This is a genomic window from Streptomyces sp. NPDC054863 (assembly GCF_053610825.1).
The window spans coordinates 1-15,928 of record NZ_JBSGZD010000184.1 but is presented as its reverse complement, the minus strand read 5'-3'; the positions used below and the strand labels follow the sequence as shown (position 1 = coordinate 15,928).

Annotated in this window: 15 protein-coding genes; 14 read left to right on the top strand and 1 reads right to left on the bottom strand. The window is 73.0% G+C overall.

Annotated features, from left to right (window positions below; translation table 11 throughout):
- The first annotated feature begins 99 nt into the window (after nucleotides 1–99).
- The 14 genes from ACWGIG_RS26610 to ACWGIG_RS26545 all read left to right on the top strand — a co-directional run bounded on the left by ACWGIG_RS26610 (nucleotide 100) and on the right by ACWGIG_RS26545 (nucleotide 15,338).
- Nucleotides 100–1,491, top strand: coding sequence for a protoporphyrinogen/coproporphyrinogen oxidase (locus ACWGIG_RS26610; protein WP_453324200.1), 1,392 nt, complete (start codon nucleotides 100–102; stop codon nucleotides 1,489–1,491).
- A 52-nt stretch (nucleotides 1,492–1,543) separates the two neighbouring features.
- Nucleotides 1,544–2,212: an AAA family ATPase gene (locus ACWGIG_RS26605; protein ID WP_453324199.1), complete on the top strand. Its 669-nt coding sequence runs from the start codon at nucleotides 1,544–1,546 to the stop codon at nucleotides 2,210–2,212.
- Complete coding sequence (locus ACWGIG_RS26600) at nucleotides 2,212–3,102, top strand: glycosyltransferase family 2 protein (protein WP_453324198.1); 891 nt, start codon at nucleotides 2,212–2,214, stop codon at nucleotides 3,100–3,102. The genes ACWGIG_RS26605 and ACWGIG_RS26600 overlap by 1 nt, the downstream gene beginning before the upstream one ends.
- Nucleotides 3,099–4,244, top strand: a complete 1,146-nt coding sequence (locus ACWGIG_RS26595) for a hypothetical protein (protein ID WP_453324197.1) — start codon at nucleotides 3,099–3,101, stop codon at nucleotides 4,242–4,244. Before ACWGIG_RS26600 ends, ACWGIG_RS26595 begins: the two co-directional genes overlap by 4 nt.
- 49 nt (nucleotides 4,245–4,293) lie before the next feature.
- Nucleotides 4,294–5,322: a phosphotransferase family protein gene (locus ACWGIG_RS26590; protein ID WP_453324196.1), complete on the top strand. Its 1,029-nt coding sequence runs from the start codon at nucleotides 4,294–4,296 to the stop codon at nucleotides 5,320–5,322.
- A 117-nt stretch (nucleotides 5,323–5,439) separates the two neighbouring features.
- Nucleotides 5,440–6,456, top strand: coding sequence for an NAD-dependent epimerase/dehydratase family protein (locus ACWGIG_RS26585; protein WP_453324195.1), 1,017 nt, complete (start codon nucleotides 5,440–5,442; stop codon nucleotides 6,454–6,456).
- 116 nt (nucleotides 6,457–6,572) lie between these two features.
- Complete coding sequence (locus ACWGIG_RS26580; RefSeq protein WP_453324194.1) at nucleotides 6,573–7,688, top strand: radical SAM protein; 1,116 nt, start codon at nucleotides 6,573–6,575, stop codon at nucleotides 7,686–7,688.
- 14 nt (nucleotides 7,689–7,702) lie between these two features.
- The gene (locus ACWGIG_RS26575) at nucleotides 7,703–8,650 is read left to right on the top strand and encodes a hypothetical protein (RefSeq protein ID WP_453324193.1); all 948 of its coding nucleotides are present in this window, start codon (nucleotides 7,703–7,705) and stop codon (nucleotides 8,648–8,650) included.
- A gap of 108 nt (nucleotides 8,651–8,758) precedes the next feature.
- Entirely contained in the window at nucleotides 8,759–9,721 is a 963-nt protein-coding gene (locus ACWGIG_RS26570) for an aKG-HExxH-type peptide beta-hydroxylase (protein ID WP_453324192.1), read from the top strand.
- Nucleotides 9,722–10,927 (top strand): phosphotransferase, encoded by a 1,206-nt coding sequence (locus ACWGIG_RS26565; protein ID WP_453324191.1) that lies wholly within the window; start codon nucleotides 9,722–9,724, stop codon nucleotides 10,925–10,927. It abuts the gene before it with no gap.
- Nucleotides 10,928–11,100: 173 nt separating this feature from the next.
- Entirely contained in the window at nucleotides 11,101–12,066 is a 966-nt protein-coding gene (locus ACWGIG_RS26560; protein WP_453324190.1) for a class I SAM-dependent methyltransferase, read from the top strand.
- Nucleotides 12,063–13,694 (top strand): MBL fold metallo-hydrolase, encoded by a 1,632-nt coding sequence (locus tag ACWGIG_RS26555; protein ID WP_453324189.1) that lies wholly within the window; start codon nucleotides 12,063–12,065, stop codon nucleotides 13,692–13,694. Before ACWGIG_RS26560 ends, ACWGIG_RS26555 begins: the two co-directional genes overlap by 4 nt.
- Nucleotides 13,681–14,340 (top strand): 2OG-Fe(II) oxygenase, encoded by a 660-nt coding sequence (locus ACWGIG_RS26550; protein WP_453324188.1) that lies wholly within the window; start codon nucleotides 13,681–13,683, stop codon nucleotides 14,338–14,340. The genes ACWGIG_RS26555 and ACWGIG_RS26550 overlap by 14 nt, the downstream gene beginning before the upstream one ends.
- Nucleotides 14,337–15,338 carry an aldo/keto reductase family protein gene (locus tag ACWGIG_RS26545; protein ID WP_453324187.1) on the top strand — a complete coding sequence of 334 codons (1,002 nt, stop codon included), beginning with the start codon at nucleotides 14,337–14,339 and terminating at the stop codon, nucleotides 15,336–15,338. Before ACWGIG_RS26550 ends, ACWGIG_RS26545 begins: the two co-directional genes overlap by 4 nt.
- A gap of 24 nt (nucleotides 15,339–15,362) precedes the next feature.
- On the opposite strand, the gene ACWGIG_RS26540 is transcribed toward ACWGIG_RS26545, so the two are convergent.
- Complete coding sequence (locus tag ACWGIG_RS26540) at nucleotides 15,363–15,707, bottom strand: helix-turn-helix domain-containing protein (protein ID WP_453324186.1); 345 nt, start codon at nucleotides 15,705–15,707, stop codon at nucleotides 15,363–15,365.
- Nucleotides 15,708–15,928: the final 221 nt, after the last annotated feature.

The following is a 15,928-nucleotide window of genomic DNA, read 5'->3' as shown; positions in this document are numbered from 1 at the left end:
GGGCCCGCCCCCCGCGCCCTCCGCACGGCGCCCCAGCCGACTGATCCGCCCCGCCCGGACCCCGGTCCGGGCCGCGGCGGACCGTAGCGAGGTGTAGCGATGTCCCACTCCACTCCCGGCAGCCACCCTGGCCGGCGCGAGGTCGTCGAGACCGAGACGCTCGTGCTCGGCGGCGGTCTGGCCGGACTCACGGCGGGCGCGGTCCTCGGCGACCGGGCCGTGGTCCTGGAGGCGCAGTCGCGCCCCGGTGGCCTGGTGCGCACCGAGCGCGTCGGCGACCACTGGTTCGACCACGTCATCCACCTGCTCTACTTCAGCCACCCCTCGGTGGAGGAATACGTGCGGGCCCTGCTCGGCGACGTACTGCAGCCCTGCCCGCCCGTCGCCTGGGTCGACACCGCCGCGGGCACCACCCGCTTCCCCGTACAGCTGCACCTGGCGGGGCTCGAACCCGAGGCCCGCGCGGCCTGCCTCGCCGATCTGAGGTCCGCACACGTGCGCGAGGGCCGGCCCCGGAACTACGAGGAGCTGCTGCTCGACGCGTTCGGGCGGACGCTCTGCGAACTCTTCTTCTTCCCCTACAACGCCAAGCTGTGGCGCCGGCCGCTCAGCGAGCTGTCCTCCTCCGGCTTCCACTGGAACCTCACCCGCCCCCCGGTCGCCGACGTCGAACGCGGCGCCGACCCCTCCCGGCCCGTCACCGAGGGCTACAACGCCCGCGGCTGGTACCCGCGCCCCCAGGGCCCGGGGCGCCGCGGCATGGAGGTGCTCTCCGAGGCGCTCGCCGGACAGGTCGCGGACCTGCGGCTGCGACACACGGTGGAGAGTATTGACCTGGACCGCCGGACGGTGTGGGCCCGCTCCCCGCAGGGCCTGACCGGTTTCCACTACACCCGGGAGTGCCTCTCCACCCTGCCGCTGCCCGCCACCGTACGGCTGAGCCACCAGGCTCCCCCCGAACTGGTCGCCGCCTGCGACGCGTTGCCCCGCAACCGGGTCAGGTCGGTGGCGCTCGCGGTGCGCGGGACGCGTCCCGAGGGCACCGGGCACTGGCGCTACTGCACCGACCCGGACGTGCCCTTCACCCGGCTGGTCTTCATGACCGAGTTCGATCCGGACATGGCACCGGCCGACGGATGGGGCGTGCTCGCCGAGGTGGTCGAGCGCGCGGAGGAACCGGGCCCCGACGACGCCGCACTCACCGAGCAGGTCGTACGCGGTGTGCGCGGGACGGGGCTGCTGGGCGGGGACGCCGAGATCGTCGGCACCCGGGTGTTCACCGCCGACCCCGGCTATGTCGTCTTCACGGACGACAGCCGGCAGGTCGCCGACCGCGCCCGGGACTTCCTGTCGTCCCGGGGCCTGGCCTCGCTCGGCCGCTACGGCTCGTGGACGTACTCCTCGATGTCCCAGGTGATGGAGTCCGCACTCGCCTGGGCCCGCGACCGGACGGCGGGGGACGCGTCGCGCCCCGTCGCCGCGTCCCGCTGACCGCCGCCGCGTTCGCCCCCGTCCCATCCCGCCCGCAGGTACGGAGAACCAAATGCCCCGCAGCAACCGCCACCGATTCCTCGCCCTCGAAGGCGTCGACGGATCCGGCAAGACGACCACCGCACGGCTGATCGCCACCCATGTGCGCGACGGCGGTCACCCCCTCTCGCGGATCGGCCAGCACTCGTGGCTCGACCCGAGCGCGGCCCGAGTGATCATCGACGTACGGGAGGACCGCCCGCACCGGCACTCGAACCGGGAGATCACCGAGGCCTACTTCCGCGACAAGCGGCACCAGGCGCTTGCCGTCGAGGACCTGCTGCGCGACCGCAGCGTGCTGTCCGACCGCTACGTCTTCAGCGACGCGGTCTATCTGGAGGCCCTGTACGGCATTCCGGCGCGCGAGACGCTCGACCGCCACCACGCCGCCGGCACCCTCCTGCCCGACCTGATCCTCTACCTCGACGTACCGGTCGACGAGGCCGCGCACCGCGTCGTCGCCCGCGGCAAGAGCATCCGGCACTACGAGAACAGCTACACCCTCGGCCAGGTCAGCGAGGTCTACCGGACCCTGCTGCTGGAGGACCCGCCTCCCTACCTGCCGCCCGTGCACGTCTTCCGCAACACCGCGGGAGCCCACGAGGACGAGCGGATGGCCGGACTCCTCGGGGCGATCGACGCCTGCCTGGCCACCGAGCAGCATGTGCCGGCGGTGGCGTGATGACCCTGGCCGTCGTCATCCCCTGCCTCAACGCCGCGCACTGCGTCGGACGCCAACTGGCGGCGCTCGCCCGCCAGAACACCCGCCTCGACTGGGAACTGATCATCGTGGACGACGGGTCGACCGACGACCTGGCCGCCACCGTGGACGCCCACCGGCACGCCCTGCCCGCCGTACGGGTCGTCACCCACCCCGAGCGGCGGGGCACCGGCGCCGCACGCAACACCGGAGCCCGCGCCACCACGGCGGGCGAACTGCTCTTCCTGGACGCCGACGACGAGATCGCCGACGGCTACCTGGACGCCATGGCCGCCGCGCTGCGACACGCCGCCCTGGTCACCGCCTCCATCGACTACACCCGCCTCAACCCGCCCCAGGTGCTCCGCCGCACCCCGGCCGACCAGCTGTGCGAGGTGCTCACGGCGAGCCTGTTCCTTCCGCACGTCCTGGGCGGCCTGATGGGCATGACCCGTGCGCTCTTCGACGAAATCGGCGGATTCGACGACGCGTTGCCCGCCCTGGCCGACCTCGACGTCTCCTGGCGTGCCCAACTGGCGGGCCACAGCATCGGGTTGGCCGACACGGTGGTGTCCGTCGGCGTCCGCGCCACGCACCGGTCCCGGCTGCGCCGTGCCCGCTTCCAGGGCGCGGACATCGTCGGACTGCGGAGCAAGTTCACCGACAGCGGCGTGGAGCCGGTCGGTTGGGCCGCGCACGCCGCCGGTTGGGCCGCGCTGCTCACCCTGCTGCCGCGCGCGGTGCGTCCGGTCGGCAGGTCGGAACTGGTCTGGGAGTTCGGCTGGCAGCTCGGGGTGCTCGGCGCCCTGCTGGCCGCCCGCCGCCCCCCGGCCGCCGTCCGGCAGGCCGTCCGTACGGGAGGAACCTCATGATCACCCTGTCGCGGGGCCTGAACCCGCACGAGCGGGCCTGGGCCGAACCCGCCGCCCCGGGCGAGCCCCCGTTCGAGCTGCTGAGCGGTTCCCCCTCCTACATCAACGTCCTGGACGCGCTGGGCGGCTGGGACCTGGTGAGGAGGCTGGAACGCAGGACCGGGCGCGCCGCGTGCGCCTCCCTGAAGCACACCTCGCCCGCGGGCGTCGCGGTCGACGCCCCCTTCGGCCCCGGTGCCGAGGCCTTCCACGACCGGGGCGCGCTGCCCACCGACCCGGTGGGCCGAGCGGTGCTCCGGGCGCGCAGCACCACGCCCAAGTGCTCCTCCGGAGACTTCGTCGCCGTGTCGCGGCCCATCGACGACACCACCGACCTGTCCGTCTTCACCCGGGCCATCGGCGTCATCGCCCCGGACTGCACCCCCACCGCTCTGGAGCGGCTCAGCCGGCTCAACGACGGCACCTGCATCGTGCTGCGCGGACTCTCCCGCCCCGGACCCACGGTGCAGCGCGAGCACCTGGAGACCTTCGGGCTGCGGATCGTACGGGAGAGCCGGCCCGGACCCGGGTTCGCGGGCGGCCTGGAGACGCTGTGCGGCACCCCGCACGACCCCGACAGCCTCGCCGTCGCCGTCCTGGCGGTCTCCCAGGCCCAGTCCAACGCCATGGTCCTCGCGGTCGAGGGCCGGACGATCGGCATCGGGATGGGCCAGCAGAACCGGCTGGACTGCATGCGGCTCGCCGCGGGCCGGGCCGGCCTCTGGCGGCGGCGCCACCACCCCGACCTGGCGGACCTGCGCTTCCGTACGGAAGTCACGGCCGCCCAGCGCTCCGTGTGGCGGGCCCGGCTCGCCGAGGGCGACCTCACGCCGTCCGTGCGCGACGAACTCGCGGGCCTGCTGCGCGATCCCGCCGACGCGGACCGGGTACCCGACTGGGACACCGCGCCGCAGCTCAAGGGCGTGACCCTGGCCGCCGACAACCACTTCCCGTTCGTCGAAGTGGTGGAACTGGCCGCCCGGCTCGGCGTCACCCAGCTGGTGACCCCGCGCGGCTGCACCGACGAGGCGGCGGTGCGCGAGGCCTGCGAACGCCACGCCATGGCCTGGACCGTGACCGGTGAGCGCTTCTTCCGGCACTGAGAGGCGCTCCCCCGACCCCGCCCGCCGGGGTCGGGGGACCGCCTCCCAGATGCGGACCGAGGTGCGGACGGCAGCCGATGCGCAATCGGCCCCCGAGGTGCTGCCGTGGCGGCGCGCGGACTGGCCGGAGCAGGCCACCGCGCGGATGGACGCCCAGCTCGCCCACGTGGGCCTGCGCCGCACCGGGCCGGTCCAAGAGGTCAAGAACTGGGCCCTGTCCGCCGTGCTGACCTGCTGCACCCCCGCCGGCCGGATCTACTACAAACGCACCCTGCCGTTCCTGGCGCACGAAGGGCCGCTCCTGGCACACCTCGGCGAGCGGTACCGGGGTTTCGTACCGGCGGTGGTGGTCGACGGCGCACCCGAGCCCGACTGGTGCACCCATGACGCCCTGGTGATGTCGGGCAGCGCGCTGCCCGCACCGGACCGGGGTGCGGCACTGCTGCGGCTGGCCCTGCTGCAACGCGATCTGCTCGGGGACACCGGACGGCTGCGGGCACTCGGCTGCTGGGACCGCGACGCCCTGTCGCTGGCCCGGCGGGTTCCCGAACTGGCCCTGCGCGGCGATCTGCTGGCGCCCGCGCCCGGCCGCCCCCACACGCTCGCCCACGAGGAGTGGGCGCGGTGGGCGGACGCCCTGGCACGGCTGCCCGCCCTCTGCGCCGAGCTGGCCTCGGCGCCCCCGGGCAACACCCTCGTCCACGGGGATCTGCACCCGGGCAACTGGGGCGTCGACCTGGTCACCGGGCGGATCGTGCTGCTCGACTGGGCGGAGGCGGCCGTGGGCCACCCCTTCCTGGACCTCGCACCGGCCCTGCGCAGCGAGTCCGCCGCCCTCGCCGGCGCCAGGGCCCGCGCCCGCTGCTTCGAAGGGTGGCAGCCCCTGCTGTCGCCGGACGAGTGCGAGGCCGTGTGGCGCCTCGCCGAGCCGGTCGCCGCACTGTCCCAACTGCTCACCTACGTACGGTTCCACGACGAGACCGCCGAGCCGGAACGACGGGGCTGGGCGCCCCGCGTCCTGTGGTGGGCCCGGCGGCTGCTCACGCTCCTGGAACCCGGCGGCCACGGTCCGCCCTGAGCCGCACCGGCCCCGGGCCCCTGCCCCACGGGCCCACGGGCGACGGCCCTCAGTCCACGGACGACAGCCGACTGCGCACAGCCTTCAGCCGACATTCACATTCAAGGAGAGCATTCGATGCGGGAGTTCACCTCACCCACCCGTCCGATCCTGGTCACCGGCGGAGCCGGGTTCATCGGCGGCCACCTCGTCCGCGCCCTGGTGGGTGCCGGGCACCGCGTCCGGGTCCTGGACGACCTGTCCACCGGCAAGGCGCAGACCGTCACCGGGCTGCCCGGGGTGGAGCTGGTCCGCGGCAGTGTCATGGACCCCGAGGACATCGTCTCGGCGGCGCGCGGCGCCGGCCCGGTGGTGCACCTGGCCGGGGTGGTGGGCATGCGCCTGGCGGCGGACCAGGCCGACTACGCGTACCAGGTCGGCGCTGCCGGAACCCGCAACGTACTGCGCCACACCGGGGACACCCCCGTCGTCCTGTTCTCCAGCTCCGCCGTCTACGGCCTGTCCGACGGTCATACGGCGCTGGACGAGGACGAGCCGGTCGACCGCCTGCTCCCGCTGACCTACGACGGCGGCACCCCGGGCTACGCCACCGGCAAATGGGAACTCGAACACCTCGGACGCGAGGCGTCCCGCTACCGCCCGGTGCTCGTGGTGCGGCCGTTCAACGTCGTGGGCCCCGGCCAGCGCAGCCGCTACGGCATGGTCCTGCCGACCTTCCTGCGCCAGGCCGCCGCCGGGCAGCCGCTGACCGTCCACGGCGACGGCACCCAGCGCCGCTGCTTCACCGACGTCGACCAGTTCATCGACCGGCTGTCGCTGCTGATGGCGCAGCCCCGGGCCTGGCGGTCGGCCGGCCGCGCGTACAACATCGGCTCCGACCGGGAGACCAGCATCGGCGACCTCGCCTCCCACGTCCTCGCGGAGACCGGCAGCACGGCCGGCCGCGTCCACCTGCCCTACCAGCACGTCTTCCCCGGCCGCACCGACGTGACCGGCCGCGTTCCCTCGCTGCGGCACCTCGGGGAGATGGTGGGTGACACGGACTGGCTCACGGCCGGACGGATCGTCACGAACATGGTGGCGCACCGGGCGCAGACCCAGGAGCGGCCCGTGCTGATTCCCGCACATCGGTAGGAAAGCGTGGACGTGCTCGCGAAAAGCGGGAAGCATTCCCCCTGAAACCGCTCAGCGAAGGAAATGGGGATCGTATGGAACTGCGGCTGCCAGCGCCCGGGGAAACCATTTTGCTCATGCTCAAACTTCCCGGCGAAATGTGCAACATAAACTGCCACTACTGCTACGAGCGGCGAAAGCCCTATCCGAATGCCCGCATGCTCGAACCGGAACTTCTGAAGAAATTCCTCGATGCGTGCGGAGGCCGGCCGCTGGCCGTCGAACTGCACGGCGGCGAACCGCTGCTCGCCGGCCGGCGCCGCATGTCCGAACTGCTCACCGTCCTGCGCCAGTACGAGGGCCCCACCAGCCTGACGATGCAGACCAACGGCATCCTGCTCAACAACGCCTGGCTGGACCTCTTCGACCGCGAGTGGCCGGACATCGAGATCGGCGTCAGCCTCGACGGCGACGAGCGGGGCAACTCCCACCGCGTCGACTTCCGCGACCGGCCCACCTATCCCAAGGTGGTACGGGCCCTGGAACTGCTGGCCTCCCGGGGACGGCAGGTCGGCGTGATCGCGGTGGTCACCCGCCACATCCTCGGCCGGGCCGGTGAAGTCCTGGACTCCCTCAGGGAGTTCGAGGCAGTGAAGGTCGTCAAGCTCTCCGGCTGCCTGGACTTCAACGTACGGTCCAAGGAGTACCTCACCCCCAACGCCGCCTCGCTCCAGCTCCTCAACCCCGACGGCACCGGGATGCCCGGCTGGGCGACCACGCCCGACGAGTACGCGCAGTTCCTGACGGAGGCGTTCGAGCACTGGCAGGCGACCAAGTCCTACCGCTCGTACGTCCTGGAGCCGTTCTTCAGCATCATCCGCTCCCTGTCCGACCTGCCGACCGCCTATACCGGCTTCAGCGAGCGAAAGGAGCCGTACGTCGTCACGCTCTACCCCGACGGCCGGATCGGCAGCTCCGACGAACTCTCCATGCCCGGTGCGCTGCTGGGCACCGTGGACGAGCTGAAGACCGTCGACGGTCTCCTCACCCTCGACAGCAACCCCGCACTGCGCGGCGACCTCACCGCACTGCTCGACAAGTGCAGCGGGTGCTCCCACGTCCGCACCTGCCGCGGCGGCGCCCTGCCCGACCGGATGCGCTTCGAGGGCACCGGATTCGAAGAGGACTACTGCGACCACCGGCGCAAGGTCATCGACCACGTGGCCGCCGCGCTCCCGACCGGCGCCGCCTGAAAGGTACCCACCCCATGTTCCTGCTCCCCACCTCCGCGATCGACCTCGACGAGTCGGAGAACCGCGTCTGGAACGCCTCGCTGGACGGCCGGGCGATCCACTCCTTCCTCCAGTGGATAGAGCCCCACCTCGGCGGGACCGCACACCCGGCGGGGCCACCCGCCGACGCCTCCCCGCCCACCGGGCGCGCCCTGTCCGCCCTCGCCCTCGCACCGTCCGACCGGCGGGCCGCGTTCCTGCGCCTGGAGGACGGGCCGGAGGTGGCGGTCCTCGAAGCCCGCCCGGCCGCCGCCCCGGGCGACGGCTCCTCCTCGGCCGGTGCCGACCGCCCCACCCTGACGCCCGCCGCACCCGGCCTCCGCCGGGCCACCGCGGAAGCCGTCACCGTGCTGGAGCGGACCCGGCTGCGCCATGTGCTGGAACTGGCCGTCGGCGCCGTCGTGTTCGCCGAGGACGCCCGCCCGGACGTCGCCAGCGAGCTCGCGTGGCTCACCGGGCGGCCCGAGGACCCCGTGGAGCTGGCCGAGGCGCTGCTGCGCGAGGGCGCCCACGCCTGGATCGACCAGTGGCTGCGGGCCGAAGGGGTGGTCGGTGTGCGGGACGCCCCGCTGCCCGCCGAGGACCGGTACTGGCTCGGCTCGCTCCTCGCCGACTGCTTCGCCCACCAGCTCCACGACCGGATCGCCCACCACGGCCTGCGCGCGGGCGACACGAGCCGACTGACGGCCGAGCGCCTCCACGCACAGCTGCTGACGCTGCGCGACGCGGTGCCGGAGCGGCTCGGGCGGACCACCGGCATCAGCGTGGTCTCGGAGCTCATCGGGTTCATGTACCCCTGCTGGCACCGGCGCCAGTTCGCCACCAAGTCGCCCTTCGACTACGTACGTGCGCTGCGCCCCCTGACCGAGGAGGAGAAAGCGGCCCACCTGGCCAAGTGGTCGGCCGCCCAGGCCGTGCGCTGACCTCCCCCGCGTACGTACGACACCGCTCCTCCACCCCGGGTGCGTACGACCTCCCTCCACCCACCTCCCGCGACCCGTCCGCGCAGCACGGACAGAAGGGAACCCGGCATGACCGTCACCGCCGCGAGCGTCAGCGAGCTGCGGGCGCAGCTCACCGAGACGATCGTCACGGAGCGCACCGAGCGCGAGCGCCGCGTCCTGGCCAGCCTCGCCACCCTCGCCCCCGAAGCCACCCTCACCCGCACCGAAGGCGACCTGGACGCCTTCGACAACGCGATCCTGCACCACGCGTTCCAGCAGGCCAGGGCCGCCGCCCGGACCCGCGACCCCGAGCGGGCCCGGCAGGCCGTGCGGCTCTGGCAGGACCGGGCACAACTGCGCCGAGCCGCCGTGCCCACCAAGGCCGGCCCGGTCCTGGTGGTCCGTGCCGCCGACTGCACCGCGGTCGACGACGAGAAACTCCTCAGCCAGATGTACCTGCTGGAGCGGCCCGTGCCACCGGACGCGGCGGAACAGGACGCCCTCGCCCGCACGCTGAACGGTGCGATCGACGCCGCCCTGGCCGTGGGCTGCGACGTGCTCCGCTCCTCGACCGCCGTGGTCGTGCGGACCGGGACCGTCGCCCTGGGCGAGGCCTGCCGCAGCTACACCTTCGACTTCCTGCCGGGCACCGTCGTGCTCAACTGGACGGACGAACCGCTGCGGCTGGCCGAGACGCTGGTGCACGAGGCCACCCACTCGTGGCTCAACGAGTGCCTCAGCGCGGAGAACGTCGTCTTCCCCGACGGCCCCACCTTCCACTCCCCGTGGAAGGAGGAGGAGCGCCCCGCCTTCGGCATCGTCCACGCGGCCCTGGCCTTCGCCCACGTCATCGAATACCTCTCCCGCGTCCAGCCCGACCCCGAGGACACCTCGCACCTCGCGCGGGTGCTGCGCGCGCGCCTCGCCCACGAACTGGGCTCCCTGGAGTCCGGCCACCGGGCGGCGGCGCTCTGCACCGACCTGGTCGACAGCGACCGGCTGCGCGGCTATCTGCACGCCGCCGTCGAAGCCGCGCGCGGCGCCGCGTAGATGAAGGACCGGCACAGCGGGCGGACGGAAGGCCCTCCGTACCACCCCCGCTCCACGCTCACCCTCACCCCGCAGGACCTGCGGCGCCCGGTCGGCGCCCTGCTCGGCGACCCGGGCGCGCGGGTGACGGACTGCACCGCCGAACCCATCTCGTACCAGAGCTGGAGCAGGTCGAGCGCGGGACTGCACGTCGTACGCGGCACGGCCCGTGCGCACGGCGCCGACCACCCCTGGGAACTGGTGCTCAAACAGGTCCGCCACCGCCCCTGGACCCCCGGCCCCGCGGACCGGGTGCGGCAGATCGACGACGGGGGCGACGCCCAGGACGACTGGGCCTACTGGCGCCGTGAGGCGCTGGCCCTCGGCTCAGGGCTGCTGGACCGCCCGGCCGGCGGGTTCGCCGCGCCTCGCCTGCTGGACGTGGTCCCGCAGGCGGAGGACCGGATGTGGCTGTGGCTGGAGCGGGTAAGGGGGCTGCCGGGGGAGGAGTGGAGTGCCCAGGACCTGCTGGACACGGCACGGCGGCTCGGCGCCTTCCACTCCCGCCACGCGGCGCACCCGCCGGGACCGTACCCCTGGTACTGCAGGCCGTTCGTCGAGCAGGCCGCGCTGGGCAGCATGGCGGAGCTGATCGACCGTGCCGGCGACGCGTCCGGGTCGGCCGATCCGCTGCTGCGCGCACTGTTTCCGCGTACGGCCGTGACGGCCCTGCGCGCCCTCTGGCGGCACCACGACGACGCCGTCCGGCGGCTGCGTGGCCTGCCCGCGACCCTGGTGCACCGCGATCTGACGCCCCGCAACCTCTTCCGCACCGAGAAGGGGACCGTGGCCGTCGACTGGGGACAGACCGGTGTGGGCCCGGCCGGCGAGGACCTGGCCACCCTGGTCCTGACCTCGGCCCCGGCACGCGGTCTCGGCCCGGAGGCGCTGTGGGAGCTCGGCGAAGCCGCGGTGCACGCGCACCGGGCCGGTCCTGAACCGGGCGGCCGGAGCGCCGAGGCGGAGGACCTGCTCCTCGCGTACCGGCTGGTGGCCGCCTACCACTTCGGGATGCCACTCGTCGTCACGGCCCACAAGCTGCTGTCCCTGCCCGAGGGGGAGCGGCGGGCCGCGGTCGCGGAAGGCGGCCTGCGGGCGAAGGCGGCCGTCATGACCGCCCACCTCGAACGGGTGCAGCCGGACCTGCCACGGCTGCGGGCCGCCTGAGCGCCGGCTCCCCGGCTCCGGCCCGCCTGAGCGCCGGCTCCCCGGCTCCGGCCCGTCGCCCGACAGCGGATTTCAGCAAGGCGAATGACAATGAACGGCCCGTCGGCGCACGCTTTTTGAACGCACGCGCTTCGCATTCCCCCTTTCCCTCCGACTACCTTTATGGACCCGTCATGCCTGTCGCAGAAAAGTCCGTGCAGGAATCAACCGGTGCGCAGAAGAAAGCCGAGGTATTTCTCAGATCGGGCGCCCGTGCCGTCCTGCCGGACCTGCCGGACCTGACCGGAATGACGGAACGGGAGCTCTCGGAACTGCCCCCGCTGCCCTTCGGCGATGCGGAATTCAGCAGCCGGCTGCTGCGCGCCCAGCTCGACCCGTCGACCACCGACTCCTCCCGCCCGCCGGCCGTGATCGCCCGCCAGCTCGACTGGCTGTACGCCCTGACGCCCCGGCCGCGGGCGGTGCACCACCCGCTCTGCGGCCCCGGCAACTACGCGAGCGCACTGCACGCACGCGGTGTCGAGCGCTATCTGGGCGTCGACGCGGGACCCGCCGTGATCGAGCACGCCGCAGAACGGTTCGCGGACACACCCCACTACGACTTCCTGCGTGCGGACATCTCGCAGACCGAACTCCTGCCGCCGGACCGGGAGTTCGACACCCTGCTGCTGACGTACGACGCGGCGAACTTCTTCTCCCCGCAACGCCTCGCGGAGCTGCTGCCTCCGCTGCTGGAGCGGCTGCGCGACGACGGCACGGCCGTCTTCGACCTGCTCCTCGCGGAGGACGGCAGCACGGGCTTCGACGAGGGCCGCCAAGTGCTCCGACGGCCGCACGGATCGGTCTTCCGCACCGGCCCGCACCTGCTGCTCAGCGAGAGCTTCGTCCACCCGGGCGGCCGGGTCCTGGGGCATCGGATGATCGCTCTCGCCGAGGACGGGACGCAGGCGGCTCAGATCCTCCACTCGGTCCTCCACGTGCTCCCGCTCGACGAGTTCCGCTCCCTGCTCGCCTCGCTCGGCCTGGTCGTGGACCTGGTGGGCCGCCCCTTCGCGGGCGACCCTGACCCCAATCTCGCCCGGCACCTCGTAGTGGCCCGCAAGGGCCGGACCGCCCCCCACCCACGGAAGCAGCCATGAAGATCACTTTCCTCGGACACGCCGGCGCCCTCATCGAGACCGACGACGTACGGCTGGTCTGCGACCCCTGGTTCTCCGAGGGCGGCGCGTTCCTGTCGGGCTGGCACCAGCTGCCGGACAACTCGGCGTGCGCGGGCCTCATGGCCGACGCCACCCATGTGTACGTGTCGCACGACCACGAGGACCACTTCGACGCCGACGTCCTGAACGCCCTCGACCCGTCCGTGCGGCTGCTGATGCCCGACTATCCGCTGCCCAGCTGGCACCGCCTGGTGGAAGGCCTGCGAGGCCCCGCCCCCACCCTGCTCCAGGACGGCGAGGTCTTCGAGGCCGGGAGCCTGCGGCTGCGGCTGGTCCTCTCGCCCACGCCCAGGCACCAGGACTCGGCCCTGGTCATCGAGGACACCGCGACCGGCCAGGTCGTGGTCAACCTGAACGACTGCCAGGTGGACCGCGCCCAACTGCGCATGCTGCGACGGCTGTACCCGCGGGTGGACGTGGTGATGGCGCAGTTCTCCGGCGCCACCTGGTTCCCCTTCGCCTACTCCTTCCCGCCCGAGCAGGCCGCCGCCGCCTCCGCCGCCAAGAAGGCCAACTCGCTGCGGCGCTGGACCCGTTACATGCGGGCGCTGAAGCCGCGCGCGGCCGTGGCGTTCGCCGGACCGCCGATCCTGCTGGACCCGTCGCTGACCCCGCACTTCTTCGACCCGGCCTCCATCTTCACCACCCCGCCGGACCTGCTGCGGTGGCTGGAGCAGGAGCAGCCCGACCTGGCGTCCCGCTGCGTCGCCCCGCTGCCGGGCGACGTGCTCGAAGTCGCCACCGCGCGGCTGACGCCCGACGCGGGCATCCGCGAGGAGTTCGACTGGGCGAGGCTGCCGGAATACACCGAGCGGTACGCGCGGCGCCGCGCCTCCGCGGTCGCACGGGTGCTGGCCGCCCACCCCGACCCCCGCAACGATCTCTTCGACGACTTCGCGCGGCACTTCGAGGCGCTGTTCCAGGTGGCCGAGAAGGCCTGCCGCGAGGTCGGGGCGGTCGTGGCCTTCGACGTGCGGGGCCCCGGCGGCGGCACCTGGTTCGTGGACTTCCCGGAACTGCGCGTACGGCGCGGCGATCCCGACGACACCCCCCACGACTACCGGTTCACCTTGGAATCCCGCTTCGTGCCCGCCGTCCTGCGCGGCGAGATGAACTGGGAGGAGTTCTTCTTCTCCTTCCGCTTCAGCGCCTGGCGGCCCTCCCTGGACGCCTACAACGAGGAGCTGATGTCGGTGCTGCGCTGCAGCGCGCCGGACGACCTCGCTGCGTACACCGCGCAGTTGGACCGCGTACGCGAACGGACTCCCGGCACCTTCCGCCTGGAGACCGGTGCGGGCAGCTTCACCGTCCCCGACACCTGCCCGCACGTCGGCGCGAAGCTCGGCGCGGAGGACTACGACCCGGAGCAGAACACCATCGTCTGCCCCCAGCACGGCTGGCGGTTCGAGGTCCCGTCCGGTCACTGCCTCAACGGGCGGGCCCGGCTGGACATCACCCCGTCGGCCCCCGAACCGGCCCCCGCGGCCGAAGACCACAGCCCCACCGGCACCCGACAGGAGAAAGAGGCACACCATGATCGACCTTGAGGCACTGGAGCGGCAGCTGCACGACCCCGCGGCCGACTGCCTGCGCCGCGCACCGTACGACCACTACGTGTGGAACGGCCTGATCGACCCGCAGGCCCTGCGCGCGGCGGCCGACGGCTATCCGCACCTCGACCGGATGGTCGTCAAGGCCGCCGACAACCCCCGCTGGCACTCCCAGGACCGCACGCTGGCCGACCCGGCCCTGCGGGCGCTCTGCGAGGCGCTGCTCTCCGACGAACTGGCCGCGCGGATCAGCGCCGTCACCGGAATCCCGGACCTGTGCACCGACCCGGCGGGCGACTGGGGCAGCTACCGCGTCTCCACCCGGGGCGCGGTGCACGCCGCCCACATCGGCTCCAACCGCCACCCCGAAACCCGCTGGCTGCGGCGCTACTCCCTGTTCACCTACCTCAACGAGGACTGGCAGGAGGCCGACGGCGGACTGCTCGAACTGTGGGAGCCCGACGCCCGGGCCGCCCGTGCGCGCGTCCTGCCCGTGTTCAACCGCAGCGTCCTGATCGAGACGACCTCCCGTTCGCTGCACGGCGTCTCGCCGGTACTCGCCCCCGGACCCGTCGGCCGCAAGTCCGTCACCGTGCACTTCTGGACGCGCCCGGACGTGTCGGGCCCCGAGGAGCAGGAGTGAAACACCGTCAGCTCGGCCGCAGCGGCCTGTGGGTGAGCGAGATTGCGTACGGCAACTGGATCACCCACGGGGCGCAGATCGACGAGGGCCTCTCGGTGTCCTGCGTCCGGGCCGCCCTGGACTGCGGCATCACCAGTTTCGACACCGCCGACGGTTACGCCTTCGGCGCGGGCGAGGAGATACTCGGCCGCGCGCTCAAGGGCGAGCGCCGGGAGAGCGTGGAGATCTTCACCAAGGCGTTCTGGCCCGTGGGCCCCGGTCCCAACGACCGGGGTCTTTCGCGCAAGCACCTCATGGAGTCCGTCGACGCCTCCCTGCGGCGGCTGGGCACCGACTACGTCGACCTCTTCCAGGCCCACCGCTACGACCACGGCACGCCGCTGGAGGAGACGATGCTGGCGTTCGCCGACATCGTGCGCCAGGGCAAGGCGCTCTACATCGGGGTGTCCGAGTGGCGCGCCGAGGAGATCCGTGCGGGCCACGCGCTGGCCCGCGAACTGCGCGTACCGCTGGTGTCCAACCAGCCGCGCTACTCGGCACTGCACCGCGTGATCGAGGCCGAGGTGCTCCCGGTCTGCCGGGAACTCGGCCTCGGCCAGCTCGCCTTCTCCCCGCTCGCCCAAGGAGTCCTCACCGGCAAGTACCGGCCGGACAGCCCCCCGCCGGCCGGCTCGCGGGCCACGGACACCAAGGGATTCGGCGGCCACTTCGTCGAGGGACTGCTGCGCGAGGACGTCCTGGCGGCCGTCCAGCGGCTGCTCCCGCCGGCCCGCGAGGCCGGGGTCCCGGTGGCCACGCTCGCGCTGGCCTGGGTGCTGCACGAGGAGAACGTGTCCGCCGCGATCATCGGGGCCAGCCGGCCCGAGCAGATCCGGGCCAACGCCTCGGCCTGCGAGTTCGTTCTCGACTCCGCGCTCAAGGCGCGGGTGGACGAGATCCTGGCACCCGTCGCGCTGACGGACCCCGCGCTGACCCGCAGCCCCGCGGCCGGCCGCTGACCGCGTTCAGCCGGACACCGGCTCTCACTGGGGCCTCCGTCGGGGCACCGGATGCCCCGGTCGTACGTTGACCGGGCGCATCCGGCTGCCCAGAGCCACCCCGAGCTGGAAGCGGTTCTCCACCCCGAGGCGGTCCATCAGCGAGCGCAGGATGTTGGTGACCGTACGGGGGCTGACGCCCAGCCGGTGCGCGGCACTGGAGTCGGTGTGTCCGGCGAGCAGCAGCGAGATCAGTTTGCGCTGTCGCTCGTCGAGCGGCAGCTGCGGGAGTGGGGCGGGCCCCGCCGCGTCGCCTGGACGGGGGAGGGCTTCGGCCGGCAGGCCGACCCGCCGTGGAGGACGCAGCCGCGGGGGCGTGGTGGTGCTCACAGGACTCCCTCTGATCGAGCTTGTCGTTGGTCCGACTCTCACAGAGGCCGATCTATTGAGGATCTATGCTCTGTACACGTGGTCTCCGTGTACGGGGACCCGGTGGACGGGGCGGGCGGAACCACGCATGACGCCCGGACCACTCGATGTCCGCACCGGGCCGGCCGGGAGACCTTCCGGGCCCCACACCTCGTGAGGCGGGGCCGGTTGTCACCCGGCCC

Excerpts from the sequence above, each read along its gene's own strand:
- ACWGIG_RS26610 (WP_453324200.1), top strand. The coding sequence starts at position 100 with ATGTCCCACTCCACTCCCGGCAGCCACCCTGGCCGGCGCGAGGTCGTC.
- ACWGIG_RS26605 (WP_453324199.1), top strand. The coding sequence starts at position 1,544 with ATGCCCCGCAGCAACCGCCACCGATTCCTCGCCCTCGAAGGCGTCGAC.
- ACWGIG_RS26600 (WP_453324198.1), top strand. The coding sequence starts at position 2,212 with ATGACCCTGGCCGTCGTCATCCCCTGCCTCAACGCCGCGCACTGCGTC.
- ACWGIG_RS26595 (WP_453324197.1), top strand. The coding sequence starts at position 3,099 with ATGATCACCCTGTCGCGGGGCCTGAACCCGCACGAGCGGGCCTGGGCC.
- ACWGIG_RS26590 (WP_453324196.1), top strand. The coding sequence starts at position 4,294 with ATGCGGACCGAGGTGCGGACGGCAGCCGATGCGCAATCGGCCCCCGAG.
- ACWGIG_RS26585 (WP_453324195.1), top strand. The coding sequence starts at position 5,440 with ATGCGGGAGTTCACCTCACCCACCCGTCCGATCCTGGTCACCGGCGGA.
- ACWGIG_RS26580 (WP_453324194.1), top strand. The coding sequence starts at position 6,573 with ATGCTCAAACTTCCCGGCGAAATGTGCAACATAAACTGCCACTACTGC.
- ACWGIG_RS26575 (WP_453324193.1), top strand. The coding sequence starts at position 7,703 with ATGTTCCTGCTCCCCACCTCCGCGATCGACCTCGACGAGTCGGAGAAC.
- ACWGIG_RS26570 (WP_453324192.1), top strand. The coding sequence starts at position 8,759 with ATGACCGTCACCGCCGCGAGCGTCAGCGAGCTGCGGGCGCAGCTCACC.
- ACWGIG_RS26565 (WP_453324191.1), top strand. The coding sequence starts at position 9,722 with ATGAAGGACCGGCACAGCGGGCGGACGGAAGGCCCTCCGTACCACCCC.
- ACWGIG_RS26560 (WP_453324190.1), top strand. The coding sequence starts at position 11,101 with ATGCCTGTCGCAGAAAAGTCCGTGCAGGAATCAACCGGTGCGCAGAAG.
- ACWGIG_RS26555 (WP_453324189.1), top strand. The coding sequence starts at position 12,063 with ATGAAGATCACTTTCCTCGGACACGCCGGCGCCCTCATCGAGACCGAC.
- ACWGIG_RS26550 (WP_453324188.1), top strand. The coding sequence starts at position 13,681 with ATGATCGACCTTGAGGCACTGGAGCGGCAGCTGCACGACCCCGCGGCC.